A 26,658-nucleotide genomic window follows, 5' to 3' on the forward strand; every position below is an offset into this window, starting at 1 on the left:
CGGGGACTTCGACAACGATGACGGGGACTTCGACAACGATGACGGGGACTTCGACAACGATGACGGGGACTTCGACAACGATGACGGGGACTTCGACAGGGATGACGGGGACTTCGACAACGATGACGGGGACTTCGACAACGATGACGGGGACTTCGACAACGATGACGGGGACAAGCCCGGACATTTCGATCACCCCGGTGCCGCGGCCACCTCTGACAGTTCCCACGCCTCCCCCACAGCCACTTTTTGTCGATGGCTTAGTTGTCGCAAATGACGGCAGTAACTATTTAATCGGCAGCTTGTTCAATGACACGATTTCCGGGCGCGGCGGCGACGACACGCTTCTGAGTCGGGACGGAGACGATATAGTCAGGGGCGAAGACGGTAACGATTCTCTCAACGGCGGCGCTGGTAAAGATATTGTTGAGGGCGGGCGCGGCAATGACACGGCGCGGGGCGGCAAAGGCGATGACTTGGTTTCTGGCGAGGAGGGCGGTGACGTAGCTTTTGGCGACCAGGGGAACGATGTTGTCTTGGGTGCTGAAGGCAACGACTCGCTGTACGGCGGTAAAGGCAATGACTGTCTGCGCGGAGGTGGCGAGGACGACCTGATTTTTGGCGACAAGGGCAGTGACACTGTTTTTGGCGACACGGGTAATGACTGCCTGATCGGCGCTCGGGGCAATGATATTTTGTTGGGTTCCGAGGGCGGGGATGTCATCACCGGCGGTGTTGGTAACGATACTGGTGACGGCGGCGAGGGTGATGACCTGATCTTCGGGGGCGACGAGAATGATTCTTTGTCTGGAGATGCTGGGGATGATGTTCTTTCGGGCGATCGCGGATCGGATACTCTGACAGGAGGCGACGGATCGGATATCTTTGTTCTCGGTAGGGTGGGCACGTCGCCTGGTAGCAACGGGTTTCTCACTACTGGCGGCCGCGAAATCGGCGATGCTGATGTAATTAGAGATTTTAATGCGGGAGATTCGATCGGTCTGGCTGGAGGTCTGAACTTTACAGAGTTAGAAATTTTCCAGGGCCAAGGCTCGAATTCTAGCAACACGATTATTAGGGACAGGCGAACTGGGGAATTTTTGGCGGTGTTGATTGATGTTCGATCGAACTCGCTAGATGAATCTCGGTTCACTACAGCTCAAATACCCCGCGTAGACGACAATCCCTTCACCATTGAGGGCACAACAACGAGTCCCACAACGGGCACAACCACAAGTCCCACAACGGGAACAACAACGAGTCCCACAACGGGCACAACCACAAGTCCCACAACGGGAACAACCACAAGCCCCACAACGGGCACAACCACAAGGCCCACAACGGGCACAACCACAAGTCCCACAACGGGAACAACCACAAGTCCCACAACGGGAACAACCACAAGTCCCACAACAGGGACAACCACAAGCCCCACACCAGCAACCACAACTCCCACACCAGCAACCACAACTCCCACACCAGCAACCACAACTCCCACACCAGCAACCACAACTCCCACACCAGCAACCACAACTCCCACACCAGCGACCACAACTCCCACACCAGCGACCACAACTCCCACACCAGCGGGGACAACAACGAGCCCGACAACGGGGACAACCACGAGTCCGACAACGGGGACAACAACGAACCCCACAACGGGCACATTGCCGACACAGGTTCCGGGTACGAGTCCGAGTCCGACTGCGGGCGCGACAACTCCGAGTCCGAGTCCTTCCATAGTTCCGACTCCCACTGCGGCGCCCCCTCCGCCTTTGGGCGGGGGGCCGAGTCCGCCGAGTTTTACATCTCCGACTCCTAACCAGCCGCCGCTGGTGGAAGCGGGCAAGACGGTGACTGGTTTGCAGAATTTGCCTCTGTCTCTGAGCATTTCGGCGCCCAGCGACCCGGAGGGCCAGCCGCTGTCGATCGCGGTAGTCGGACTTCCCAATCCTACTTTTGGTCAGGTAATTACGGGTACGAACCCGGTCGCCGTGAACCAAAAGTTAACCGTTCAGGATTTACTCGGGCTGAAATTCCAACCTGGAACAAACGCGATCGGGCAAGCCGGTTCTTTCAGCTACAGCGTAGCTGACGACCAAGGCGGCACCGCAGCAGCGTCAGTGGCCATTAACATCAATTCTTTCGATACCTCCGTAACTGTTCCAACTCTCCTGCCGCCGATTGCTGTCAATGACGGCATCGTATTTACCAATACGAATAATTTGCTGCCCACTTTCATCGACGTGCTGGCCAACGATTCCAGCCCGCAAAAAGGGACGCTCAGCATTATCAATGTCAGCACACCACAACTGGGGGTAGCTGTAAATCTTGTCTCTCAAGTGCAATTCATCCCCGGCAACGTAGCGGGTACAACTGCTTTCACCTACAGCGTCAGCGACGGATTCGGGACAATTCCGGGCGTAGGTACTGTCACCGTTCAAATCTTGCCGGCTGATAGCGGGCCTAACAATTTGGTTGGGGGTTCTTTGCCGGACAATTTGGACGGTTTGGCGGGCAGCGATACTATTGATGGTCAAGGCGGCAACGATACGATTAATGGCGGTGTGGATAACGACGTGATCGTAGGAGGCCTCGGCGCAGATACCATGACGGGGGGCGGCGGCAGCAATCAATACCGCTATACCAGCCCTGCACAAGGTGGGCCTGGCTTTGATGCGGCTTCTTCGGCGGCGATCGAGGCTGCGATCGCGGCGGGCGGATACGATGCGATTACTGATTTTAGCGGTCTCGGTGTGCCGATCGCCGATCAGTTTAATTTTGCCCCCGGATTTGCGAATCTGGGCGGTAACAGCCAAGTTCTGCTGAATGTGCAGACAACTGTTTCTGCAAATATTCTGGGAGGAAGTGCTTTCTTGTTTGCCTACGATTCCGGGGGCAATACTTACATCATTTATGACGGCAATGGCAATAACCTCACCGGCAGCGATTCTCGCATTTTGGCGAAGTTAAATGGTGTAACTGGGGTTTCTTCTCTTTCGGAATTTGATTTCACTTTTATCTAGGAAGATAAGAGGTTTGAAACCGCAGATAAACGCAGATAAACGCCGATTTTGTTGGCAGTTTATCTGCGTTTATTTGCGTTCATCTGCGGTGAAAAATTAAATCTGATTATCTTCAGAAAAAAGTCCCAACAAAGGGCCGAGAATAGCGCCGAAAACAAAGCCACCGGCGTGGGCCCAGTAGGCAACTCCCCCGGATTCCATGCCGACACTTGCCGGGGCATTCAAGGAAGCCAGGCCGCTCAATGCTTGCTGTGCAAACCAAAATCCTAGAAAGAAGAAAGCGGGGACTCTGACGGTGGTAATAAAGATTCCCAAGGGTAGCAGTGTCAGAACTTTGGCTTGGGGATATCTGAGAATGTAAGCTCCCATCACGCCTGCGATCGCGCCGCTAGCACCTAGGGACGGAATGGCAGATGCTGAGGAAAAAAACCACTGAGTTAGTGATGCTAAAACGCCGCAAGTAAGGTAAAATATTATAAATTTGACGTGTCCTAAACGCTCTTCTACGTTGTTGCCAAAAATCCACAAAAATAACATATTTCCGGCAATGTGAAGAAAGCCTGCGTGCAGGAATTGGGAGCTAATTAGTGTTGTCCATTCGGGAAATGGCGAAGCTGGCAGAGCAACCCGACACATATTGCTTAACTGGCAAGGAATTACTGCCCAAGAGTAGAAGAATTGGGTTAATTCTCGATCGCCCAAACTGAGTTCGTACAAAAATACTAATATGTTTGCGGCAACCAGCCCGTAGGTGACATAGGGAGTGATAGTAATGGGATTTTCATCGCGTAAGGGAACCACGGCCTTTTTTCCTCATCAAAATATTGGCAACACAGTAGCGCATTTATAGCCCAGGTGTCTCCTGTCTAAAGGAAGAGGGAACAAGCCAATCGATTTTAGATTTTAGATTTTAGATTTTAGATTTAAAGAATTGAAGGATTGAAGAATTGAAGAAAGCGACCTCATATCATTTCCTGTCGAGGGATCGCGATTGTTGTAGGGGCGGGTTCACCAACAATACCTGCCAATAATTGACAATCTCAAAAACCCGCCCCGACCGGGATATTATGGTTAATCCATCGGACATGATATTACGGATATATCCGAGGGCTGGTTAATCGATTTGAGATTTGAGATTTGAGATTTGAGATTTGAGATTTGAGATTTGAGATTTGAGATTTGAAGCATTGAAGAAAGCGACTTTACGGATATATCCGGGCGCTGGTTATCGGATACTATATTTTTTATTTCTGCACGGATGAATCCGGGGGCTTGTACCGCCCCCGGATGCCGCAAGCTTCCTTCAAACCCCCCGTGTCCCGGTGAAACAAAAATAAAACCCATTAAATAAAACCCTCCACCTTGCAGTTAGTTGAATATCTGCTTTTTAGTGTTGGGTTTTATTTTAACGCCAAGGCGTATATTGTAGGATTGCAGAGCAAGTTGGTAGTTGCGATATGGGGGGGGTTTTAACAACTCAACACAACTACAAACTTATTTATCCCCTTGCTGATTACATTTTTACAGCGGGGCTAGTTGAAGGTTTAGGCGACTTAATTTCCTGGGAAACTGCACGGGCGCGGAAGAGTTTAGCAACGACTTGTTCACACTTAGACAAATCCGATTCTATTTCTGTCAAAATAGCCGTTGATACCGGATCTGTGAACTTCACCCGCAGGTTGTTGATATCGACAACACCGGTTTGCAATTCACCGAGAGTGCTCCGCAGCAAAAACGTTTCATCGCTTCCTTGCATCGAAGCTTTTAATTTAGCGTATTTGTCAGCAATTTGGGCAGGAATTGAGGGTTTTTCACCAAAATCGTTGAGGCGACTTTCGAGAGCGATGATGTGGTGCTGTTTGTTTTGAATCATTTCTTTCAAGAGCGATCGCAAATCGCTGTCTTGGGTTTTTTCCGCATAATTTTGAAACGCTTCGCAAGCATAGCGTTCCCCTGCGAGGGCGGTATTCAAACCTTTAACAATGTCGCCTTGTGTCGAACCTCCCCAACCATTAGCTAATTTCCACCATTCTGCATTTGTGTCAGTTTCTTCTGGCAAACCGACTTCTTTTCCGCCGTAACCGAGGCGAGCCAGAATTGCGGTGGTAAATATTGCTAAATCTCCAGGCTGGCGGGAAGTAATCAAGTTGCCGTCAACTACTAAAGCTTCGTTGATGTAGTTAGCTCCGGCATTGATCATGTCTGTTTTAATTGCCAAGAAACCTGTGGCATTTTTGCCTTTGAGCAAGTCGGCTTCAATCAAAACTTGCGGGCCGTGGCAAACAGCAGCGACAATTTTTCCTTGCTCAAATGCTTCTTGTACAAAACGTACTGTATTGGGATTAGTCCGCATCATATCAGGAGCCATCCCGCCGGGAATTATCACTGCATCGAATTCTGCGGGCAATGCTTCTGTGGTAGTTCCGTCAGCCTGCTGGGCAACTTTTCCTTGTTTCCCTGCATACTTTTCGTTGGTGCGCGAACCGAGGACAACTACTTCAAATCCTGCTTGTTTTAAGGCGTTGTAAGGAACTAGAAATTCGGAATCTTCTACTCCATTTTCAATGAGTATGGCAACTCGTTTTGTGTTGCTACCATTATCGGTTGTCATAATCAAATTTCCTCAGACTATCTTTTTATCTAACCCTAAATGATTTATGATGTTTTTAGCGTCTTGCTAAAGTGATAAATTAGTTTGTTTTAAAAGATGTCAGCGTGAGCCTTGAGAGGTATTTTAGAGTAATTGTCTCAATGCACGTAAGAGGCTCCATTAATGTCGATCGTAGTCCCGGTAGCGTGCGTAGCCAAACCCGATGCTAAAAACGCGATAACATTGGCAACATCTTGAGGAGGGGCGATTTTGCCGATCGGGATATCGCGAATAATATCAGCTTCACCGAACTCCTGAATAAACTGATTAGACATTTCTGTACTGACAAATCCCGGTGCAACTGTAAAAGCAAAAATATTATCAGCCGCAAACCCTCTAGCAATGCTGCGAGTTAAAGCAACAATAGCACCTTTAGAAGCGGCGTAGTGCAGATAATTCGGGTCATCGCCGCGAAAAGCAGCACGACTTGCTATATTAATAATTGTACCGGCCCTGCGAGTTTGAAAATGCAGAATAGATTCCCGGCACAAGTCAGCAACGGCAACTAAATTAACTTGTAGAGTTTGCTGCCAAGCTGACGACCAAATATCGAACTCGTCCTCGATACCCGCTGACTGCATAATCCCCGCATTATTAACTAAAATATCAATATGGCCCCGCCATTTTAAAGCATCTCGCCACAAAGTCGAGGCCGCGTTTTCCACCATCAAATCTGCTGCCAATAAATAACAGCGATCGCCCGCTACACTTGCTGCTACCGCTTCAGCTTCTTTCTGACTGCGAAAGTAATGCAAAATCACCTCGGCCCCAGCATTAACCAGAGTCCGCACCGTCACTGCACCAATCCCTTTCGAGCCACCAGTTACTAAAATTACCTTTCCAGTTAAATCAATCATTTATGTCTCTCTTTTCTCTTTCTCTGTGACCTCTGCGCCCTCTGCGGTTAGTAAAAAAATAAATCCCCTTCACACACGAAATAGAATTGCTATATGATACAGCACATCCCATCTAATGTGTATGCCATTTCCTCATGCTGATGAATATCTGCAATAGACATTTCCAAAAAAAATCAAATCCTTTCCCAAGTTGATTTTTATGGGAAATATAGCCACTGCTTACAGCACTATGGATCGCGAATTAAATAACTTACAATTTTAATTGTTATTGTGGGATGGGCGTCCCGCCCGTCCAAAAAGGACGGGCGGGACGCCCATCCCACAATCTTGTGGAAGTTATTTAATTCTCATTCCTATGCTTCTTTGTCATTAAACTCGATAACTACAGCGGCTTCGGCAGCAAAGGTCGAATCAGCTCCATAATTATATCAGAATTAAAATTATTGATATAATCGGTTAGTGCTTTGGACAAACTTGCTTTGGATTCTGGAATTTGTACGATTAATTCGTTCATAACTTCGGTATCGAGATAGTAAGCGGCTTGATACATTTGTTCTAACCACTGAGGGGGCATCATGGATATATCTTCTACAGACACCGTTTCAACTAATTGTTTTTGTGGAGTTTGTTCTACGACTTCGTAGATATATTGTACTCCCAAATATTTAGCGAGTTTGTCAAAAAGTTCTCTCTGCTGAAATGGCTTGCTCATAAAGTCGTTACAGCCAGCCATAAGAACTTTCTCTCGCTCTTCTTCCAGAACACTGGCAGTTAAAGCAATAATGACGGTTTCTTGGCTTTGAGGGCGTTCTCTAATATATTTAGTAGCTGTGTAGCCATCCACGATCGGCATTCGCAGATCCATCAGAATCAGGTGCGGCCGCCAACTCTCCCACAGTGAGACTGCCTCCACTCCCTGTTTGGCTTCTCTCACCTCAAAACCAACCGAGGTAAGGATCTCGACTAACAAGCGGCGATTTTCTTCTAAATCTTCAACAATAAGAATGCGGTAAGTCGGTTGTCCGGGAGCTAAACCAATTACTCTTTGATTAATTGATTCTGGGGGTAAGGACTCTGCTTGAGGTAACTGTACACCAATCTCAAAGGAAAAAGTGCTACCTCGGTGCAAAGTGCTTTTAACCCGAATCATACCGCCCATAAGTTTGACGAGTTTTTGACTAATTGCTAAACCAAGCCCCGTACCTTGACTCAAATTATTCCCAGCTTGGGCTTGCACGAATACCTTAAATAATTTATCAATTTCTGTGGGCGCAATTCCCACGCCTGTATCCTCAACTTCAAAATATAGGTGACAGGATGTTTTGTCTCTTTGTGCTGCTCTTGCCCGTAGGGTGACGCTTCCTTGGTTGGTAAACTTAATCGCATTACCGAGGAGATTGACCAAAACTTGATATAGTTTTTTCTCGTCGCTATGCACAAATTGAGGAAGGTCTGGCTCTAGCTCGAAAATGAGTTGCAATTCTTTAGATTGGACTTTAACTTGGAACATTTCTTCAATAGAAGTCAGCAAACTGGTCAAATCAAACTCAGAAGGATTGAGGGTCATCCGTCCGCTCTCTATTTTGGATAAATCTAAAATATCGTTAATCAAGTCCAATAAATGTCTACCGCTACGATTGACAATCTGTAAACGTTCTTGGAGAGAAGGAGTCAGATTTCTATCATAGCTCATCAATTGCGTGAATCCCAAAATTGAGTTGAGGGGGGTGCGGAGTTCGTGGCTCATATTGGCGAGGAAGACAGTCTTGGCTTGGTTTGCTTCATTTGCCTGATGAAATTCCAACTCAGCTTGTTTGCGATCGCTAATGTCAATTAAATATCCCAAAATTTCTACTGGTGTACCTGAATTATCTCGAATTAGCCTAAGTTGACCGAGCATCCAGCGATAAACCCCATCCGCTCGACGCAAACGGTATTCGTGGAAATAAAAATCATTAGCGAATACATTTGCTAAGCCATTAAGCACTGGTTCTACATCATCTGGGTGTAAGTGATTCACCCAAAATTTAGAATCTTCTAAAAACTCGCGGCTTTCGTAGCCCAATATATCTTGGATATTTTCGCTCATGAACGTTGCTCCATAATCGCCAGCAGGTTTACTGCTAAAAATGAGTGCGGGGCTGTAGTTTAGAAGAAAGTTGAGGCGATTTGTGGTAGCTTGTAAGGCTTGCTCAGCCAGTTTTAGCTCTGTTGCGTCTTCCTGAACGGCAACATAGACAGTTCCGTATTCAGGATGCTCAAACCTGGATGTATGAACTCTGCACCAAAAGAGAGTTCCATCTTTCTTTCTATTGTGGACTTCATACTTCGCTTCTCCAGTCTGTTCAATTTGAGTTACGATATCTAGAACGGTTACATCTGGTGTAAAATTTGTATCGACATAATTCAAGACACCAAGGGCTTGACCTGCGAGTTCGCCCTCTTTGTAGCCAAACATAGCGTCAAAGGTAGGATTGGTGTAGACGAGCAGGAGGTCTGAGGCTTTGATCAGACACACTCCTCCTGCCATGTTATTCATGATAACGCTTTGAATCTCTAGCGTTTTTTGAGCTTCTTTTCGAGCAGTAATTTCTTGGATTTGAGAGATAAAATGCAGTGGATTTCCCTGTTCATCTTGTACTAGCGACCCATTAAGAATAATCCAAATAATATGTCCTTGTTTATGGAAATACCGTTTTTCTAGTTGGTATGTTGAAATAGTTCCTCCTAATAGTTGATTTGCATAACTAAGATCCCGGTCTAAATCGTCAGGATGGGTAAGGTCTTGGAAAGTTAACGCTAACAACTCTTCTGAGGAGTAGCCAAGAATCTGACATAAGGCAGGATTGACTTTAATCCAGTGCCCATCAAGTGAAACGATCGCCATCCCGATAGAGGCATCTTCAAACGCATGGCGAAACTGCTCTTCACTGTTTCGTAAAGCCATCTCAATTTGTTTGCGATCGCTAATATCGCGCAGAATAACAGTAAATACCGTTTCGTCTCTCATTTCCAGCTTAGAAATAGAGGCTTCAGCCGAAAACTGCGTTCCATCTTGACGACGACCCAAAATCTCGCCTCGTTCTCCCATCCTTCGCGCTCTGGTAGAAGACTGTGCAAATTGTTTGATATGCTGCGGATGTGCATCTCTAAACTGTTCTGGCAGCAGTAAATTCAGTGGCTTCCCTAAAATATCCTCAATTTTATAGCCAAACATCTTTTCGGCCCCTTTATTAAACAGGGTAATGCGTTGAGTGCGATCGACTGAAATAATTGCATCATTGGCGATTTCTAGAATTCCCGCAAAACGAGCCTGCGATTTTTGTAAAGCATCTGTTCGTTCAGCCACAAGAATTTCTAAACTTTCGTTAAATTTTTTAATTTCTTTTTCCGCTTGTTGGCGCTTGTAATCTATCTGGTTTAAAAAGCGAGCCGTCGCCAAGATGAGAATTGAGAACGTGACAACCAGAACAGTTGAACGCAATGTATAGGCAAAATTAACGTTATACCAGCCTAACTTTTGTCCCTGAAGAGTGAACCAGTTCACTGTCACTGGAAAGATAGTCCCCCAAGGCAGCAACCACCGAACCATTACTCCGCCAACTAGGGCACTGGTTACTACTTGCATTAATCCTTCCTTGGGGCGGAGGCATAAAATTCCTCCATAGAGGATGAAAAAGGTGGCGATCGTGTTTAGGGGTTGAGTCGTCGTAATTGTGGCCAAACGTTCAAGAATATCGACATTGAATAGGTGTGCAAATAAAGCTAGTAGAGAAATTAAAGCTGCAAGACTACTAAAAATCTGAGCCCACCAAGTAATTCGTTGGGAATTTTGCCCTAACAGTAACAGTGCTAGTCCCATCAGCACAAAATTTAGGGCGGTATTTACTCCCATTCTTCCCGGATAAGGAGTCGCTGAAGACACAAAATCTGGGAAAAGCCACTGATCAATACCCAGCTTCCAACCAAAAATATACTGGCTCAGCGTCAGCAGACCGATGATGATTATCAATCCTGCCATCCCTTGAGCGATGCGATTGTGCAGTCGGGTTCTTTGGTACTGCAACAATCTCAAAGACACTCCAGCCAGCAAAAAGCAAATTGCTGTGTTTGCTTTCATGGTCGAAGTCATACCGGGAAAACCACTTTTGAGTAGGGAGATGTCAAATTGCCAACCCAGCAGGACTAGACATCCAATTGCAATGACGAGTAGACTTGCCATGTGAGAAATGCGCTTGTTCATAAATCGCCTGCTTGGGTTAAAACCATGTTCTTCTGATGTTACGCGAAGCGAAGAAGGGCAACCGCGAGGGGACTGCCCCTAGCCGAACAATGCAGATTTTGTAGGGCTGCGCCCCGTTGCCAGCGCCCTATCTCGGCTCGCAGAACTTCTTTCTGCCTAAAGTGACCTTTATAACCTAATAATTCAACTATACTATTGGTGCATAGGCTTATATTCCTCTAGCAGGAAACTAGGGAAATCAGTATGATTGTCGATATAACGAGCGATAGGGTGAGCGATCGAGCTACAAACTACCGAGGCAATATTTTAATTGTTGACGATCTGCCTGATAACCTGCGTCTGCTCAGGGATACTTTGAGGGCAGAGGGTTATAAAGTTCGCAGTGCTATCACAGGGGCAATGGCGCTCAGAGCCGCCCAATCGCCATCGACGGAGTTAATCTTACTAGACATTAAATTGCCTGATATTGATGGTTATGAAGTTTGCCGAAAATTAAAATCTGACGAGCGCACAGCCGACATTCCAATAATTTTTTTGAGTGCGCTAAATGAAACTTTTAATAAGGTGCAAGGGCTGGCTGCGGGAGGGGTAGATTATATTGCTAAGCCATTTCAAGTCGAAGAAGTATTAGCTCGTGTCGAAACCCACCTAACGATCCGAAGGCTGCAACAAAGCCTCCAAAAGCAGAATTTACGTCTCTTGAGAGAAATTGAAGAACGGCAACGTCTCGAAGAGTCTCTCTTTGCCGAAAAGGAATTGGCCCAAGTGACACTGCAATCCATTGGCGATGCCGTCATTACTACTGATGCCCAAGGTAATGTGAGATATTTCAATCCGATAGCGGAGCGACTGACAGGCTGGAAAACTCATGAGGTTCAAGGAGTTCCTTTCTCTACAGTCTTCCTAATTGTCGATCAAGTAACGCGAGAGCCAGTAGAGAATCCTATAAACAAGGCTCTATTAGAGGAGCGAATTGTGACCTTAGCTAACAATACTATTCTGATTGCCCATGATGGAACCGAGTATCCCATTGCTGACTCGGCAGCACCGATTCGAGACCGCCAAGGTCAAATTATCGGGGCAGTCATGGTCTTTCATGATGTTACGGAATCGCGCTATCTCACCCATAAACTCTCTTGGGAAGCCAGTCACGACGCCCTGACGGGGTTAATCAACCGTCGCAGATTTGAGCAGCACCTAGTTGATGCGATCGCCTCTGTTAAAGACAGCAATCAGCACCACGCTCTCTGTTATTTAGATTTAGATCAGTTCAAAGTCGTTAACGATACCGCAGGTCATATTGCTGGCGATGAGCTACTGCGCCAAGTCACCGCACTTATTCAAAAGGGAGTCCGTGCTAATGATATGCTGGCTCGCTTGGGAGGTGATGAATTTGGTATTTTGCTCACTCAATGTTCGATCTCTCAAGCAACTCAGATTGCCGAAAACCTCAAAGACCTAGTGCATCAGTTTCGGTTTATGTGGAATGGCAAAACCTTTATCATCGGAGTCAGCATTGGAGTTGTTGCCATTGACCCAACCAGCCGAGATTTGATGGAGCTTCTGGGAGCGGCTGATGCAGCTTGTTATGCCGCCAAAGCCAGAGGGCGCAACTGTGTTCATATTTATAGTCTAGATGATGACGAACTAATTAAACAACGTGGTGAGAGACAGTTGATTTCCAAAATCAGCCGAGCGCTGGAAACTAATCGTTTTTGTCTCTACTACCAAAAGATTGTCTCTATTACCTCTCAACCATTAGTAGAGCATTATGAGATTTTGATTAGAATGATGGACGAAAATGGAAAAATAGTATCTCCAAATCTGTTTATTCCAGCCGCCGAGCGTTACGGGTTGATAACTGAGATAGATTGTTGGGTCATCGAAAAATTTTTCTCTAACTATCACAAATTGCCGGAGAAAGATGTTCTTAGTCAAGGCTTGTATACGATCAATCTCTCTGGGGCTAGCATTAGTAATACTCAGTTTATGAGGTTTTTAATCGAACAATTCTCTCGCTACCAAGTCCCCCCACAAACCATTGGTTTTGAAATCACGGAAACTGCCGCGATCGCGAACTTTGAGCAAGCCAGATATTTCATGAGCGAACTCAAAAAAATTGGCTGTTGCTTTGCTTTAGATGATTTTGGCAGTGGGTTGAGTTCCTTTGCGTATCTGATAAATTTACCAGTTGATTATCTAAAAATTGATGGTGCTTTTGTCAAGAACATTAGTCATAATTTGATTTCTCAAGCGCTCGTTGAAGGCTTTAATCGTATTGCCCATGCGATGAATCTTGAAACTATAGCTGAGTTTGTCGAAGACGAGACTATCTTAGAAAAATTGCGGGAGATTGGAGTAGATTATGCTCAGGGTTATGGGATCGCCCGCCCTGTTCCTATTAACTTTAATCCCTAGTCGATCGCACGCTCGCCAGCGGGCCCATTGTCTCACGCCTGCGCCCTGTCAATCGATTTTAGATTTTAGATTTTAGATTTTAGATTGAAGCATTGACCCCACGGATAAATTCGGGGGGCAAGTTTCTCGGATACAGGTTTTTTATTTCTGGGTCCTGAGTCTGCGAAGGAATGAATCCGGGGGCTTGTATCCTGGATGCTTTCGGTCAGGAGGCCTCCAAGAGTCGATCGCCCGCTGCTACAAGGCTAGCTCAATTTGCTGTGTCACATTTAGATCGAATGTGCTGTAATTGTAAAGGATTGAGTGTTCTATTGGAAATAAACCGGAAAATTTGCCATGAAAGCAGTTGCGTTCGATCGCTACGGTTCAGCCGAGGAATTGCAGTACCGAGAATTGGAAAAGCCGATCGCCAAATCCAACGAATTGTTAGTGCGAGTTCGCGCTAGCAGCGTCAATCCGGTAGACTGGAAAATCCGGCAAGGACACCTGCAACTATTAACAGGATATAACTTTCCTCGAATAGTCGGTTCTGACATCTCTGGAGTTGTCGTGGAAGTCGGCCGGGAAGTCACCCAATTTCAACCCGGAGATGAAGTTTATACTTTCTTAAATCCCCTAACTGGCGGTGCTTGTGCCGAATACGCCACCGTGCCAGAATCGAGTGCCGCAATTAAACCTAAAAACATCACTCATGCAGAAGCAGCAGGAGTACCGATCGCAGGTTTAACTGCTTTGCAATCGCTCAGGGATTTGGGTCAAATTCAAGCAGCAAACAAAGTATTGATTAACGGCGCTTCCGGCGGAGTTGGCACTTTTGCCGTGCAAGTTGCGAAAGCAATGAATGCGGAAGTAACGGGAGTTTGCAGCGCTAAAAATAGAGAATTTGTCAAGAGTTTGGGAGCAGATTTTGTTCTGGATTACGCAGAAATTGACTTTACTCAACAGCCCGAAAAATATGATATAATCTTGGATGCTGTCGGGACAAGAACATTTGCGGAATGCGAAAAAGTCCTGCACGCAGAGGGAGTTTATATCTCGACTTTGCCGAGTTTAGACAACCTCGCACCGATGTTAACAAGCTGGTTTATATCGGGTAAAAACGCTAAATTCATTCTAGCCAATGCCAACCCCAGCGATTTAGGCGCTTTGCGGGAATTAATAGAATCCGAGAAAGTTGAGCCGATTGTCGATCGCACTTACAGCTTACAAGAAGTAGCAGCAGCCCACGCTTACAGCGAAACGGGCCGCGCGATCGGCAAAATTGCGATCGGGATTGAATAATGAAGGCAATACACGGATTTTGATACCCCTACACGGATTAATTATCGATCGTTCCTTCTGCTGCTGAAGTCAGAATGAAGAATGAAGAAGGAAGTCGGAGCAATTATGAAATAACTATTCCCAATTTCCAATTACCAATTACCAATTACCAATTTTCAATTACCCATTCCCCCTTCCCAATTACCCCCTTACCAATTACCGATTTCCTATGACTGCTCCCTCAAACTTGGAGACATCCGAACAAGGTTCCGACAACAACCTCGAAGCAATTAGCCAGGAAAACAGCATTGCACCAATCGCCGGCGGTGCGCTGGGTTCCCGCAACTTAGAAAACGAATTTCTCGACGAACTTCCCGACGAAGTTGAAATGTCTTTATTCGACCATTTAGAAGAATTGCGACAGCGACTTTTCTACTCGCTAATTGCAGTAGTAATCGCTGTAATCGGTTGCTTTTTCACAGTTAAACCCATCGTGCAACTGCTCGAAGTACCGGCCGGGCCCGTCAAGTTTCTGCAACTAGCTCCGGGGGAGTATTTCTTTGTTTCTATCGAAGTAGCGGGATACAGCGGTTTGCTCCTCGCCAGTCCGTTTATTTTTTACCAGATAGCGCTGTTTGTTCTCCCCGGCTTGACTCGCAAAGAACGCAGGTTGCTGGGGCCGGTGTTTTTCGGTTCGAGTTTCCTATTTTTGGGCGGGTTAGTCTTTGCTTACATTGCTCTGATTCCGGCGGCGCTCAACTTCTTTGTTAGCTATGGGGCGGATGTTGTAGAGGAGTTGTGGTCGATCGACAAATACTTTAAATTTGTGCTGCTGTTAATGTTCAGCACCGGCTTAGCTTTTCAAATCCCGATCGTCCAAGTATTGCTCGGCGTTTTGGGCATATTTTCTTCCAAGCAAATGCTCTCCGGCTGGCGGTATGTAGTCTTGGGAGCGGCAGTTTTGGGAGCGGTGTTAACGCCTTCTACTGACCCTTTAACGCAAAGTCTTTTAGGAGGTGCGGTGCTGAGCTTGTATTTTGGCGGGGTTGGTTTGGTGAAGCTTTTAGGGCGATGAGAATTAAGAATAGCAGACAATGTAAAAGTTACCGAACATCTGAATTTTTAAATTGTCTGCTATTTTTAGCCGAGATTGGGATTGTTGTCAACTTATCTTAAAAACATCGCTTCAGCTATTTTGAGGGCGAATTCCCTATTTACTTAAGTAAGCTTATAAACATTGTGTAAAGCTAAGCTTCTCAGCTATTTGAGTAAGTTGATTGTTTTATATGATAATCTTTGCTGATTTAGTATCGGTTTGATAAGTATTTAATATAAAATATTAAATTCACATTAGCAAAGTTTAGTGTTAGGTGTCTGGGGTCAAGGTTTTGACCCTTAATTCACACTATTCTTTAGGCGATCGGGCTGGTCATCATAAGTTATTTTAATAATTAAGTTTTTAAGGTTTACATGAAGATTTGACACGAGCCGATCCTGAGTATTCGATTTAGAGATAACATACCGACACAGTGAAATTACTGAACAAGAACGTAAAACTTCAGCAAGAGAGTCAACCTGGCTCACTGAAGTCTAGCTATATCTTTTGAGTTTTCTGGCTGCCTAAGATAGGAGGCTTGTTGGTTTTTTGGGTGAATTTTTTAGTAAGTTCATTTGAAAAATTCACACTGTAAATTTTTACCTTTTTGACGGTTTCAGTTTCTTAATCTCAATCTGGAATTAAATAAATGGCAACAATAAATGGCACTCCGGATGCTGACTACTTACGCGGCTCTGATTTCGATGAGTATATAAATGGCCTGGCTGGTAATGACACTCTCTTGGGCTTTAAGGGCAATGACTATCTCTTTGGCAACAATGGCAATGACTTTCTCTATGGCGGGGATGGCGATGACGGGTTCGATGGCGGAGTTGGCGATGACTGGCTTGATGGCGAGGTTGGTAATGACAATCTCTATGGCGGGGTTGGCAATGACTATCTTGATGGCGGGGTTGGCAATGACTATCTTGATGGCGAAGATGGCAATGACTTTCTCTATGGCAGGGTTGGCAATGACTTTCTCTTGGGCAACAATGGCAATGACTGGCTCGATGGCGGAGTTGGCAATAACAATCTCTATGGCGGGGTTGGCAATGATAGCGTCTATGGCGATGCTGGGAATGACATTCTCTATGGCGGAGCTGGCAATGACTTGCTCTATGGCGGGGATGGCATCGACACAGTATCGTACAGCGATGCAGGAACGGGTGTCTATCTCGAGTTGGGGGCAGTCGGCGACGGGTCTGGGTTAGGTCGGGCTTCCGACGGGCAGGGCGGCATAGACTCGCTCTCCGGCATCGAAGTAGCGATCGGTTCTGGATTTAACGACACCTTAGTTGGCGGGAGCGGCAATGAAACGCTCTTGGGCAAGGGCGGTAATGACTCTTTGTCGGGTCTTGCTGGCAATGACTTGCTCAATGGTGGAGATGGCATCGACACAGTATCTTACAGCGATGCGATCACTGGTATCAATCTTCAGTTAGGCGAAGTCGGCGACCGTTCTGGGTTAGGCAGGACTACCGATGGGTTGGGCGGTGTAGACTCGCTTTCGGGCTTTGAAGTCGTTATCGGTTCTTACTTCGACGACACCTTAGTTGGCGGCGGGAGCCAGAATGAAACGCTCTTGGGCGGACGCGGTAATGACTCTTTGTGGGGTGGTGCTGGCAAGGACTTGCTCAATGGCGGGGCTGGCAATGACTTGCTCAATGGCTGGGCTGGCAATGACTTGCTCAACGGAGGAAATGGCATCGACACAGTATCTTACAGTTTTGGAAGAACGGGCGTCTATCTCAACTTGGGGTCACTCGGTAACGGGTCTGGGCTAGGTCGGGCTTCCGACGGGCTAGGTGGCATAGACTCGCTCTCGGGCATCGAAGTAGCTTATGGTTCTCTGTTATTTAACGATACTCTCCTTGGCGGAGACGGCAGCGAAACGTTGATTGGCGGGGGGGGCGACGACTTATTGTTTGGTGGTATGAGCGGTAATGACTACCTGGTTGGTGGTAAGGGGGCTGACAAGTTTAGGCTTTGGAGCGGTTTGGGAATAGATACTGTTGCTGACTTCAAACAAGGTGAAGATAAACTTTTGGTAAGTTCTCCCGCTCCGTTTACAGACATAATTTCTCAGTTGAATGGTTCCGATACCGAGATTCGTCAAAATGGCGAAATCATCGGAATTCTCAAGGGAGTTCAGATCACAATCACCGCCAGTGATTTGATTACTGGGTGATTGTATTATTTGCGTTGATCTTCGTTAATCTGCGGTTAAGAGTTCCAAGTTATTCTGGCTGTTGTTTCGGCAAAATATACCGCAGATAAACACAGCACAAAAATATATCGACTCGCAGGAAAAAAAATATAGAGACGCGATCGCCCGCGCCTCTATAATTACTAAAACTTAAAATTCAACACCCAAGTTTTGTCAAAACTTTGACTACATTCGGAACTGTTCGACTTCAGGAGTGTAGCCGATCGGCAAAACGTAATCCAGATTCTCGTGGGGACGAGCAATTATGTGATACGATAGCAACTTTCCGCCATCGACCTTTTTAACTGATTCAATTCCAGCAGCCACTGCTGCTTGCACTTCAGAGACATCTCCTCGCACTATAATTGTCCAGTAGGCGCGGGTTATTTTCTCATAGCGAACTAAAGTAACACTGGCTGCTTTCACCATTGAGTCCGCAACTTCTACTGCAGCGGGAAATCCTAAGACTTCAACCATTCCCAGTGCAACACCCATTACAACATTCTCCTAAATTTCACAAGATATCTGACACTCATTGTAGTTGATACTCCTCACTGATGAATCAGGGGGATTCTTGATTAGACCACAAAGGGACTTTCAAAGGCGTTATCAATGCACCTCTACCCACTCAGCATGGACGACTCCAAACTTTGCGTATACTTTTAGCTTTTTTCTGCTTTCGGAGTCCATCACTTATGCCAGATAGGTACGCTCCACATTTTGATATTTTTTGTCAGTTAAATAGGCTTCCTGCTCAAAGGCAGTAGTGGCTTACTGTGCCGGAATCTCACCGAGACTAAAATGCTTCAACACGTAGATGGTTATTCTTAATCGCTGCACTTATCATATCATTGCGACTCAAGTTGCGATCATTCCACGGCGACGGTCGTCGCTGCCGCTTTCCTCCTCATGGCTAAAACCAGGGGCTTCTCCCTCGTTTTTTGGTGAAATTGTTGACAGAAATTGGTTGCGATGATTTTGGTAAGCTAGAAGTCCGATCGCCCAAAATTAAAAAAGCCCCACAAGCTGTTGCAGCATTTAAATCCCACAGCAGGGCCCGCGCCGCCGGAAAGCCCGCCACACAATAGCTGGTGCGAGCACAGCGATCGATCGCTCTAGTTTCCCAAAGCGCGGGGAGACGATCGCACTCCGGTATCATTCGGATGTAGCACTTTGGTTTCCCTCGGCGCAGCCAAGCGGGGAGGCTCGCACTCCGGTATCATTCGGATGTAACTGGATTTGATATGACTGAGGACTAATGACTGAGGACTAATGACTGAGGACTAATGACTGAGGACTAATGACTGAGGACTGATGACTGATTCAAAACTCGTCTAGCAACCACTCCGAGGCTCTTTCACCCAAATCTAGAGGAACGCTGACAGCTTTACCCAAGCGGGGGCGATCGCGAGTAGTTACGATGTATTCTCTCACCTGTTCTGTGCTCCCCCAGCCGTTGAGGTAATTGGCCACCGCATCCAAATGCTCGAAATAATCAGCCTCCGTCATCGGAAAAGATGCCTGTTCTAGATATTTCCACATAACTTGCACAAAAATCTTGCCCCGTGTTCGCCGCAATCTGATATCGTAAGACTTTCCCCATTTTTCTAGCAGTAGCTGGTGTAAATCCTTGCCCGTCATGGTTGCTCCTGAGTTAATCCATTAAACAATAAAAGACAAAGTTCAAAAAATGTAATAATACTCTAATAAAGGCTGGAAGGCGCATTCTTAAAAGGAATTTTCGCGGCCTAAAATTTGTGCGAGCAGATTAACGGCAATTATCCTCCTTCCTCTGCACGTACAAGTTCGCGCTCCAGCTAACAAACAAACGTAACTTAAAACCGTAAAGGCAGGTCATGGCTCAATCTTCTGCTGGAAATCCCGATGTTCCCGATATGGGGCGTCGCCAATTTATGAATTTGCTGACGTTCGGTACAGTCACAGGTGTGGCACTGGGCGCACTCTATCCCGTTGTCCAATATTTTGTTCCTCCGGCGAGTGGGGCAGTTGGCGGCGGAGTGACAGCTAAAGATGCTTTGGGTAACGACATCATCGTTAGCGAATATTTGGCTTCGCACCCTGCGGGCGATCGCAGCTTAGCCCAAGGTCTCAAAGGCGACCCCACCTATGTTGTGGTGAAAGAAGACCAATCTATCGCCGACTACGGCATCAATGCAGTCTGCACTCACTTGGGTTGCGTCGTGCCTTGGAATGTTAGCGAAAACAAGTTTATCTGTCCTTGCCACGGTTCTCAATACAACAATGAGGGCAAAGTGGTGCGCGGCCCCGCGCCTTTGTCTCTGGCCCTGGCCCACGCCACTGTCGCAGATGACAAGATCGCTTTTACAACTTGGAAAGAAACTGATTTCCGCACCGGCGAAGAACCTTGGTGGTCATAGTTATTAGTCATTAGTCAGCAGTCAGCAGTCAGCAGTCAGTAGTTAGTAGCCAGTCGTTAGTGGTTACTCGTTAGTAGTTAGTGGTTACTCGTTAGTAGTTAGTTCCAATAACAAATAACCAATAACAAATGACCAATGACCAATGACCAATGACCAATGACCAATGACCAATGACCACTGACCAATGACCAAATTGTTAGACCTTTGAGATTGAATACTCTAATGCCACAAACTAATTTATCTGCGATATTTCGCCGCAGTGCCAGGACGATCGCGAAAACTGCCTTAATTGCGATCGCCGCTGCAGGATTTTTCCTCACCAGCGATATCGCACTTCCCCAAGCAGCATTTGCTTACCCTTTCTGGGCTCAGCAAACAGCACCCGCTACTCCCCGCGAAGCAACAGGCCGCATTGTTTGCGCTAACTGTCACCTCGGTGCAAAACCGACTCAAGTTGAAGTACCGCAATCTGTTTTGCCTGACACAGTGTTTGAAGCTATTGTCAAGATTCCCTACGATACTAGCGTGCAACAAGTTGTCGGCGACGGCAGCAAAGGCGGCTTGAATGTCGGTGCAGTTGTGATGTTGCCCGAAGGTTTCAAGATTGCTCCCGCTGACAGAATTCCCGAAGAAATGAAGGAAAAAGTCGGCGATCTTTACTTCCAACCTTACAGCGAAACCCAAGAAAATATTCTTTTAGTGGGCCCGGTGCCGGGAGAACAGTACAAAGAATTGGTATTCCCAGTTTTGTCGCCGAATCCGGAAACTGACAAGTCGGTTCACTACGGCAAATACCAAATTTATGTCGGAGGCAACCGCGGTCGCGGTCAGGTTTATCCTACTGGCGAAAAGAGCAATAATACTGTTTACAATGCTTCGGTAGCTGGCAGCATTTCTAAGATTGCTCAACAGGAAGATGGCGGTTATCAAGTGACAATTCAACCTGCTGAAGGTGCAGCCGTTGTTGATACGATTCCAGCAGGCCCAGAACTGATTGTTTCCGAAGGACAAACAGTTGCAGCAGGCGAACTTTTGACGAACAATCCTAATGTGGGCGGCTTCGGTCAAAAAGACGTGGAGATTGTGCTGCAAAGTGCCGATCGCGTTAAAGGATTGATGGCTTTCGTGGCTTTGACGATGCTGGCTCAAATTATGCTGGTTCTCAAGAAGAAACAGGTCGAAAAAGTTCAAGCTGCTGAAATGAATTTCTAAGGGCGGCTGTAATTAGTTGGGTAAGGTACTATGTGCGAACCCAACTATTAGGTAAGTAGGGCGGGGAATACCCGCCTTATTGTTTGACTACTTAACCAGTAAAATAATGTCAATTGATGAGAAAATAGTTGAAGTAGGCCCGCTGCAATGGTTTTATCGGGAAACAAATCCGGTTAACGAAACTGGTAAACCGCCCGTACTGCTGCTGCACGGTTTGCCCTCCCAGAGTTTTACCTGGACTGTAATGATGCCGGATTTGGCGGCCCAGGGATTTAGATCGATCGCCCCCGATTGGGTGGGTTACGGGCGATCGACAAAACCAGACAAGCGCGACTTTGCCTACACTCCCGATGCTTTTGTTGACGCCCTCGCTGGCTTTATTCAAGCTCTAGAATTAGACCGATTTTACCTCGTTGTCCAAGGATTTTTAGCTTCAGCCGGCATTCAATACGCTTTACGCAATCCCGATAAAATTGAGCGTCTAGCTGTCATCAATACACCAGTTTCAGCAGATATCAAATTGCCTTGGAAAATGCAGCAGTTGGGGCTGCCTTTTATTGGCGACATGATGACGCAAGACCCGCTTTTGGTTGACCGAACTCTCGAAGGTGGCAGCGGCCAGACAATATCCGACAAAGATTTAGATGTTTACCGCCGCCCGTTTTTGAAGAGTTCGGATGCGGGTCGATCGCTGATGAATACAGTCCGCAATATTCAATTGCCGCAGTCTATGGCCGAAATTGAATCCGGCTTGAAAGCATGGACTCGACCAACTTTATTTGTGTGGGGTTTGACAGATCCTTGGCTGAGTGTTGAACCTGCTAAAAAGCTAGTCGGTTCCCTGCAAAATGCAGAGTTAGTCACACTGGAACAAGCGGGGCATTATCCTCAAGAACATTGGTCAGAAAAAGTTGGCGATGCTGTGATAACTTTTCTGCGCCGCCAGGAGGTAAAATAATATTTTGTACATAACTCTCGGTGCTGGGTCAGCGAAGCAGAGCCAAAGCATCTGCGTTTCCAGGCAGAGCCTTGGAACGAACACGAGCAACCCCGTACCCGCCCTGTGCCCGCTCGCAACGAGCAATCTAAAATCTAAAATCTAAAATCTAAAATCGACATGACTCGTCCCCGTTCAATTTTTGCCTTGATGATGGCGTTTTTGATGGCATTTCTGGTTAGTTGCAGCAGTGTCGAAGCAAAAGTTCCAACCACTTACACAGCAGCCCAGATTCAGCAAATTCAGCGTTCTGTTCCTACTCTGACCGATTTCCGATCGCGCATGGATAAACTGGGAACCCTAATTCAAAAACGGAATTGGGTTGATACCAGAACTTACATTCACGGGCCTCTAGGCGACTTGCGGAATGTAATGAAAACCGTCTCTGGGAGTTTGTTGCCTAGTTCTCAACAACAAGCTGTTGATTTAACTAAGAGTTTGTTTACCGATTTGGTTAACATTGATCTGGCGGCTAAAGAGCTTGACTATGCAAAAGTCACGGCCAGCTATCAAAAAGCTGTCAATGATTTCGATGCCTTCTTGCAGCTAATTCCTAAAGCTTAATTAGCTTTAACTCACATCTGGCATCCAGAACAGGCAAGATGCCTGTTCCACAAAGAAAGAATCAGTTTTCTTGTGGGGCGTATCATGGTCAAGAACAGGCAAGATGCCTGTTCCACAAAGAAAGAATTAGTTTTCTTGTGGGGCGTATCATTGTCACAAACAGGCAAGATGCCTGTTCCACAAAGAAAGAATTAGTTTTCTTGTGGGGCGGGCATCTTGCCCGTCCAAAAAAGGTTTATATGGACAAAACCTAGGAAGCAGTTAATCTAAAATCTAAAATCTAAAATCTAAAATTGAATGGTTCGCGTTGCAATTATTGGTTGCGGTATTGTTGGGGCTTCGATCGCCTTTGAACTAAGTCAATTTCCCGAACTGAAAGTTACTGTGTTCGACAAACAGCCGCCGGCAAAAGGTTCTACTGGCGCTGCACTCGGTGTTTTGATGGGAGTGATCGGCCACAAAACTAAGGGCAGAAATTGGCAGTTGAGGGAAACCAGCCTTCAGCGCTACGAGACTTTGATTCCTGAATTGGAAGCAGTTACGGGGCGAAAAATTCCTTTTAACAAACAGGGAATTTTAATGCTGTGTTCGGAGGGAGAGGATTTAAGTAAGTGGGAAAAGTTGATAGCAACTCGCGAGTCTCAAGGTTGGCAATTGGAACTTTGGGATGTGGAACGAGTGCGCGATCGCTGCCCTCATCTCTATTTAAATGATAAGATTATTGCTGGGATTTATTCGCCTCAAGACCGGCAAGTCGATCCGACGGCGCTAACTTTGGCTTTGGTTGATGCTGCTAAACTCAAAGGAGTTAATTTTGAGTTTGGAGTGGAAGTTCAAGGCATTAGTGAGTTGGATTCTCAGGTGTCTGAGATTCAACTCGCATCTTCCATTGCTGTCAATAAGTCTTGTGGAACAGGCATCTTGCCTGTTGCTGAAAATTTCGATCGACTAATTGTGTGCGCTGGTTTGGGTTCTGCTGCTGTGACTGCATCGTTAAATCAGTTGGTTGACATTCGCCCGGTGTTGGGACAAGCGCTGCATTTGCTGACGCCCAATCCTGTAGGAAACCCAGATTTTAGCCCGGTAATTACTTGCGATGACGTTCACATTGTGCCTGTGGGAAATCGGGAATTTTGGGTGGGGGCGACGGTGGAGTTTTCCGAAAATGGCGGGGAAATTCAGGCGAATGCTGATATGTTGGCGCAGGTGATGGCGAGGGCGAGATCCCTTTGTCCGGCCTTAGCATTCGCCTCAATCATCAGGAAATGGTCGGGATTGCGCCCGCGGCCGGAAGGGCGGCCGGCCCCAATTATCGAGACGCTTCCCGGTAACGATCGCGTTCTCATCGCTAGCGGCCACTATCGCAACGGTGTTCTGCTGGCCCCTGCAACAGCGCGATCGATTCGAGAAATGATTTTGCAATAATTAACAAATGTTAATATAATCAAGATAGCAATTCATATCTTACATCTAAATATGTCCGACAAACCTTTAGGTAAACCGCGCTCTTTGTGGCGAGTAATTTTGCTGTCGGCAGTCAGCTTGCTGCTATATTACGGATGGTACAAATGGATTATTCAAGAAGAATTGCGTCGCTATAACGGCAGCGGTTGGTCGGGAACCCTTTGCTTGCTTCCTTTTGTTTTAGGAGTCGCCGTCCCCCAAGCTTTGCGGATATTCGACCCTGACGTTCCCGGATGGTTTGGTTGGTTTTCCCTCCTCGGTATTGCTTGGATTTACATCGTGCAGTTCAAACTTTACAACACAGTTAACGAATTGTACCGCCAAGAAGGAATCAAAGAACCGCTAACAGTTTGGTGGATTTTTGTACCCGGTTTAAATTTAGTTGTGGGCTTGCGGCAAATTCACTTTTTGAGCCAGTTTTGGGCGAGAAAACAGGGAATTGAAGTTAAGGATAACTTAGCCGAAAGCATTCCTTTCCTCTCAGTTAACGCTTAATCTGTATTAAGGCATCTGGACTTTTTGCTGCAATTTCCCTTGAATTTGCAGCGATCGCCAGTCTATGGATTTATCGCCCCTGTGCCAAGTCAGCGTAGACGATGATTTCCCAACCCAATATCAGCAGGAGGAGTAGCTCAACTCCACCCAAAATATTGATAGCTAAAGGTGTGCCAGGTACTAATGCCCAGAAGGAAATCAGGGTAATGATTCCTGACACGACGAAGGTAATTTCATCAACAATAAGTTGCTCGATTTTGCGGCGCGATCGGCGGCGATCGCTGCGGTGGGCAATTTCCCAACCAAATAGAGATTCTACGTCTGCGTGTCCGGTCTTTTCTTTCACCTTTTCGACTAAGGTGAGCCGAATATATCGCCCGATCGCACTGATCTTTTCATCGTTTACTAGGTAAGTCCAGCCGAGAATCAAGGAAGCCCAGGGGAGGATTAGAAAGGCGTGGTAGTTGGCGGAGTTGGAAGCTGCAAAGGACACGATTGTACCGAACAAACCCAAGGTGACGTAGAGGAGGTTGTCTCGGAAACCAATCCGCTGGGTTTGCTCAGCTTTGAGTTTGTCGTATTCTAGCAGCCAGACTTTCAGGATAGCGTCTTCTGTCATTTTGTCTTTGGTTAAGGTCAATGATTCGTGCTTTGACGGAAACCGGGCTAGGCAACAATTTGTTGCTGGTGGAGTTGTTCCATCCAGGTTTTAGTGCCGTAAATGCCTCGGAGGAGAGATGGGACAGTTAAATCGACATCGAGGGTTTCCCAATGTAAGCCTATACCGGACGGGGTTACTTCTACGGCGGCGAGGTCATCTGGGGTGGCGTTGGCTAGCCCTTGTCCCAGGTGATGGGGGAACATGAAGGTGGAACCATCTTTGAGATGAATGACGATATTGCCGGAGGTGCGATCGTAGTAGGCTGAACGGGCGCGGGGTTCGGTGGCATTGGCAAGGATGGCGGCAACTTCGGCGCGATCGAGTTGTTCTTTAAGTGCTGCTTCTGTGAATTCAAGTTTCTCCATGAATTTGTCTCCATGCTTCTAATAGCTCGTTTTGATGAGCAGTCACCAGTTCTAGTGCTTTGACAGCATCGCCTCGCTTACCGTTGAATTGAATAATTTGCGCGGGATTTGCTGAACTGCCTAGATCGATTTTAACTTCACTGTCGGCATTCATGACATGAACGTGAGCTGGGAGATGGTCGTCAAAGTAAATCACGACTCTGAAGCCATTTTTTCTAAGGATGGTGGGCATTCGTTATCGGAAATCCGGGTTTCCAGACATTATGCCTGAAAGGGGAGAACTTTGATTGGTTTGGAGAATTTTGCGTGTTGGTGAATGAAACCGGATTTTATATAACTTTTTCAAATAGGATGAGATAGATTAAGCTCCAATTGCTTGGCGCTGGGAGTAAATTTCTTCTATTAGCAAGTCACGCAGTTCATCGGCTATTTCAGCGGGAGGGTTTCCGGCGAGAGCACGTCCAATTAGCCGTTCTGCTTCCCGAAGTTGGCAACACTCAATGGCAAGTACGGCGGCGCTCCGATGTAGTACAGAACGAGTCGGCTCAAAATCCCATTCGTTGGCGACTAAATCCGCTGCGGCGCGTTCTTTGGCAAAAGCGGCTCTGATAAGTGCAGTCACTTGGTCGATATCGCCACGCTGACGGGCGAGAATGGCTCGATCGACCAGTTCCATTGCTTCGTGATGAAGGGCTTCTACTGTCTGCATTTTTTGACGATCCGTGCTTTGGGAGTGCCGAAC

24 protein-coding genes are annotated in these 26,658 nt (G+C 46.7%); 12 read left to right on the forward strand and 12 right to left on the reverse strand.

All coding sequences use genetic code 11. The annotated features are described in order from the left end of the window. Positions 1-187, reverse strand: a 187-nt coding sequence (locus tag QT992_RS05335) for a hypothetical protein (RefSeq protein ID WP_333376663.1), incomplete at its 3' end; no start/stop codon positions are given. Positions 188-200: 13 nt separating this feature from the next. On the opposite strand from QT992_RS05335, the gene QT992_RS05340 reads away from it, so the two are divergent. Continuing rightward, the gene (locus tag QT992_RS05340) at positions 201-3,026 is read left to right on the forward strand and encodes an Ig-like domain-containing protein (protein WP_333376666.1); all 2,826 of its coding nucleotides are present in this window, start codon (positions 201-203) and stop codon (positions 3,024-3,026) included. 96 nt (positions 3,027-3,122) lie between these two features. Here QT992_RS05340 and QT992_RS05345 read toward each other — a convergent pair whose 3' ends face one another. From QT992_RS05345 to QT992_RS05360, 4 genes are all read right to left on the reverse strand, one after another. Continuing rightward, entirely contained in the window at positions 3,123-3,827 is a 705-nt protein-coding gene (locus tag QT992_RS05345) for a rhomboid family intramembrane serine protease (protein WP_333342971.1), read from the reverse strand. Positions 3,828-4,539: 712 nt separating this feature from the next. Then, positions 4,540-5,637: a DJ-1/PfpI/YhbO family deglycase/protease gene (locus QT992_RS05350; RefSeq protein WP_333342972.1), complete on the reverse strand. Its 1,098-nt coding sequence runs from the start codon at positions 5,635-5,637 to the stop codon at positions 4,540-4,542. A 137-nt stretch (positions 5,638-5,774) separates the two neighbouring features. Further along, positions 5,775-6,533 carry an SDR family oxidoreductase gene (locus tag QT992_RS05355; protein WP_333342973.1) on the reverse strand — a complete coding sequence of 253 codons (759 nt, stop codon included), beginning with the start codon at positions 6,531-6,533 and terminating at the stop codon, positions 5,775-5,777. A gap of 382 nt (positions 6,534-6,915) precedes the next feature. Continuing rightward, positions 6,916-10,776, reverse strand: a complete 3,861-nt coding sequence (locus tag QT992_RS05360) for a PAS domain S-box protein (protein ID WP_333376668.1) — start codon at positions 10,774-10,776, stop codon at positions 6,916-6,918. Between the two features lie 243 nt (positions 10,777-11,019). On the opposite strand from QT992_RS05360, the gene QT992_RS05365 reads away from it, so the two are divergent. The 4 genes from QT992_RS05365 to QT992_RS05380 all read left to right on the forward strand — a co-directional run bounded on the left by QT992_RS05365 (position 11,020) and on the right by QT992_RS05380 (position 17,741). Beyond that, positions 11,020-13,194: an EAL domain-containing protein gene (locus tag QT992_RS05365; RefSeq protein WP_333376670.1), complete on the forward strand. Its 2,175-nt coding sequence runs from the start codon at positions 11,020-11,022 to the stop codon at positions 13,192-13,194. A gap of 336 nt (positions 13,195-13,530) precedes the next feature. Then, complete coding sequence (locus tag QT992_RS05370; protein WP_333376672.1) at positions 13,531-14,475, forward strand: NAD(P)-dependent alcohol dehydrogenase; 945 nt, start codon at positions 13,531-13,533, stop codon at positions 14,473-14,475. Between the two features lie 208 nt (positions 14,476-14,683). Then, on the forward strand, positions 14,684-15,529 hold the full coding sequence (tatC, locus tag QT992_RS05375) for a twin-arginine translocase subunit TatC (protein ID WP_333376674.1): 846 nt from the start codon (positions 14,684-14,686) through the stop codon (positions 15,527-15,529). A gap of 670 nt (positions 15,530-16,199) precedes the next feature. Continuing rightward, complete coding sequence (locus tag QT992_RS05380) at positions 16,200-17,741, forward strand: calcium-binding protein (RefSeq protein ID WP_333376676.1); 1,542 nt, start codon at positions 16,200-16,202, stop codon at positions 17,739-17,741. 204 nt (positions 17,742-17,945) lie between these two features. Here QT992_RS05380 and QT992_RS05385 read toward each other — a convergent pair whose 3' ends face one another. From QT992_RS05385 to QT992_RS05395, 3 genes are all read right to left on the reverse strand, one after another. Then, entirely contained in the window at positions 17,946-18,254 is a 309-nt protein-coding gene (locus tag QT992_RS05385; RefSeq protein ID WP_190740164.1) for a carbon dioxide-concentrating mechanism protein CcmK, read from the reverse strand. 418 nt (positions 18,255-18,672) lie between these two features. Next, positions 18,673-18,918, reverse strand: coding sequence for a hypothetical protein (locus QT992_RS05390; RefSeq protein WP_333376678.1), 246 nt, complete (start codon positions 18,916-18,918; stop codon positions 18,673-18,675). A 164-nt stretch (positions 18,919-19,082) separates the two neighbouring features. After that, entirely contained in the window at positions 19,083-19,400 is a 318-nt protein-coding gene (locus QT992_RS05395) for a DUF3067 family protein (protein WP_190661639.1), read from the reverse strand. 215 nt (positions 19,401-19,615) lie between these two features. Between QT992_RS05395 and petC the strand changes: the two genes are divergently transcribed. The 7 genes from petC (at position 19,616) to QT992_RS05430 (ending at position 24,890) form a co-directional block, all read left to right on the forward strand. Next, positions 19,616-20,158 carry a cytochrome b6-f complex iron-sulfur subunit gene (gene petC, locus QT992_RS05400; protein WP_333376680.1) on the forward strand — a complete coding sequence of 181 codons (543 nt, stop codon included), beginning with the start codon at positions 19,616-19,618 and terminating at the stop codon, positions 20,156-20,158. 222 nt (positions 20,159-20,380) lie between these two features. Continuing rightward, positions 20,381-21,370, forward strand: a complete 990-nt coding sequence (gene petA, locus QT992_RS05405) for a cytochrome f (RefSeq protein ID WP_333376682.1) — start codon at positions 20,381-20,383, stop codon at positions 21,368-21,370. Between the two features lie 106 nt (positions 21,371-21,476). Continuing rightward, on the forward strand, positions 21,477-22,328 hold the full coding sequence (locus QT992_RS05410) for an alpha/beta fold hydrolase (protein WP_333144449.1): 852 nt from the start codon (positions 21,477-21,479) through the stop codon (positions 22,326-22,328). A gap of 159 nt (positions 22,329-22,487) precedes the next feature. Continuing rightward, positions 22,488-22,931, forward strand: coding sequence for a photosystem II protein PsbQ (psbQ, locus tag QT992_RS05415; RefSeq protein WP_333376685.1), 444 nt, complete (start codon positions 22,488-22,490; stop codon positions 22,929-22,931). Positions 22,932-22,969: 38 nt separating this feature from the next. Then, positions 22,970-23,185: a hypothetical protein gene (locus QT992_RS05420; protein ID WP_333376687.1), complete on the forward strand. Its 216-nt coding sequence runs from the start codon at positions 22,970-22,972 to the stop codon at positions 23,183-23,185. A gap of 43 nt (positions 23,186-23,228) precedes the next feature. After that, positions 23,229-24,356 carry an FAD-dependent oxidoreductase gene (locus QT992_RS05425; RefSeq protein WP_333376689.1) on the forward strand — a complete coding sequence of 376 codons (1,128 nt, stop codon included), beginning with the start codon at positions 23,229-23,231 and terminating at the stop codon, positions 24,354-24,356. 51 nt (positions 24,357-24,407) lie between these two features. Next, complete coding sequence (locus QT992_RS05430; RefSeq protein ID WP_333317477.1) at positions 24,408-24,890, forward strand: hypothetical protein; 483 nt, start codon at positions 24,408-24,410, stop codon at positions 24,888-24,890. 70 nt (positions 24,891-24,960) lie between these two features. Here QT992_RS05430 and QT992_RS05435 read toward each other — a convergent pair whose 3' ends face one another. From QT992_RS05435 to QT992_RS05450, 4 genes are all read right to left on the reverse strand, one after another. Further along, on the reverse strand, positions 24,961-25,509 hold the full coding sequence (locus QT992_RS05435) for a hypothetical protein (protein ID WP_333338187.1): 549 nt from the start codon (positions 25,507-25,509) through the stop codon (positions 24,961-24,963). 47 nt (positions 25,510-25,556) lie between these two features. Further along, positions 25,557-25,916 (reverse strand): DUF2442 domain-containing protein, encoded by a 360-nt coding sequence (locus QT992_RS05440; protein ID WP_333338184.1) that lies wholly within the window; start codon positions 25,914-25,916, stop codon positions 25,557-25,559. Continuing rightward, positions 25,903-26,148 (reverse strand): DUF4160 domain-containing protein, encoded by a 246-nt coding sequence (locus QT992_RS05445; RefSeq protein WP_333317470.1) that lies wholly within the window; start codon positions 26,146-26,148, stop codon positions 25,903-25,905. Before QT992_RS05445 ends, QT992_RS05440 begins: the two co-directional genes overlap by 14 nt. Positions 26,149-26,277: 129 nt before the next feature. Next, positions 26,278-26,625, reverse strand: a complete 348-nt coding sequence (locus tag QT992_RS05450) for a hypothetical protein (RefSeq protein WP_333338181.1) — start codon at positions 26,623-26,625, stop codon at positions 26,278-26,280. Between the last annotated feature and the right edge of the window lie 33 nt (positions 26,626-26,658).

It is taken from the genome of Microcoleus sp. T3_D1 (assembly GCF_036700405.1).
Taxonomy (GTDB): domain Bacteria; phylum Cyanobacteriota; class Cyanobacteriia; order Cyanobacteriales; family Microcoleaceae; genus Microcoleus.

Bases quoted from the DNA above. Each gene is read 5' to 3' on its own strand.
- QT992_RS05450 (WP_333338181.1), bottom strand. From the start codon at position 26,625: ATGCAGACAGTAGAAGCCCTTCATCACGAAGCAATGGAACTGGTCGAT.
- petA (WP_333376682.1), top strand. From the start codon at position 20,381: ATGCCACAAACTAATTTATCTGCGATATTTCGCCGCAGTGCCAGGACG.
- QT992_RS05355 (WP_333342973.1), bottom strand. From the start codon at position 6,533: ATGATTGATTTAACTGGAAAGGTAATTTTAGTAACTGGTGGCTCGAAA.
- QT992_RS05445 (WP_333317470.1), bottom strand. From the start codon at position 26,148: ATGCCCACCATCCTTAGAAAAAATGGCTTCAGAGTCGTGATTTACTTT.
- QT992_RS05410 (WP_333144449.1), top strand. From the start codon at position 21,477: ATGTCAATTGATGAGAAAATAGTTGAAGTAGGCCCGCTGCAATGGTTT.
- psbQ (WP_333376685.1), top strand. From the start codon at position 22,488: ATGACTCGTCCCCGTTCAATTTTTGCCTTGATGATGGCGTTTTTGATG.
- QT992_RS05385 (WP_190740164.1), bottom strand. From the start codon at position 18,254: ATGGGTGTTGCACTGGGAATGGTTGAAGTCTTAGGATTTCCCGCTGCA.
- QT992_RS05360 (WP_333376668.1), bottom strand. From the start codon at position 10,776: ATGAACAAGCGCATTTCTCACATGGCAAGTCTACTCGTCATTGCAATT.
- QT992_RS05380 (WP_333376676.1), top strand. From the start codon at position 16,200: ATGGCAACAATAAATGGCACTCCGGATGCTGACTACTTACGCGGCTCT.
- QT992_RS05395 (WP_190661639.1), bottom strand. From the start codon at position 19,400: ATGACGGGCAAGGATTTACACCAGCTACTGCTAGAAAAATGGGGAAAG.
- QT992_RS05420 (WP_333376687.1), top strand. From the start codon at position 22,970: ATGCCTGTTCCACAAAGAAAGAATCAGTTTTCTTGTGGGGCGTATCAT.
- QT992_RS05425 (WP_333376689.1), top strand. From the start codon at position 23,229: ATGGTTCGCGTTGCAATTATTGGTTGCGGTATTGTTGGGGCTTCGATC.
- QT992_RS05365 (WP_333376670.1), top strand. From the start codon at position 11,020: ATGATTGTCGATATAACGAGCGATAGGGTGAGCGATCGAGCTACAAAC.
- petC (WP_333376680.1), top strand. From the start codon at position 19,616: ATGGCTCAATCTTCTGCTGGAAATCCCGATGTTCCCGATATGGGGCGT.
- QT992_RS05390 (WP_333376678.1), bottom strand. From the start codon at position 18,918: ATGATACCGGAGTGCGATCGTCTCCCCGCGCTTTGGGAAACTAGAGCG.
- QT992_RS05430 (WP_333317477.1), top strand. From the start codon at position 24,408: ATGTCCGACAAACCTTTAGGTAAACCGCGCTCTTTGTGGCGAGTAATT.
- QT992_RS05440 (WP_333338184.1), bottom strand. From the start codon at position 25,916: ATGGAGAAACTTGAATTCACAGAAGCAGCACTTAAAGAACAACTCGAT.
- QT992_RS05435 (WP_333338187.1), bottom strand. From the start codon at position 25,509: ATGACAGAAGACGCTATCCTGAAAGTCTGGCTGCTAGAATACGACAAA.
- QT992_RS05370 (WP_333376672.1), top strand. From the start codon at position 13,531: ATGAAAGCAGTTGCGTTCGATCGCTACGGTTCAGCCGAGGAATTGCAG.
- QT992_RS05350 (WP_333342972.1), bottom strand. From the start codon at position 5,637: ATGACAACCGATAATGGTAGCAACACAAAACGAGTTGCCATACTCATT.
- tatC (WP_333376674.1), top strand. From the start codon at position 14,684: ATGACTGCTCCCTCAAACTTGGAGACATCCGAACAAGGTTCCGACAAC.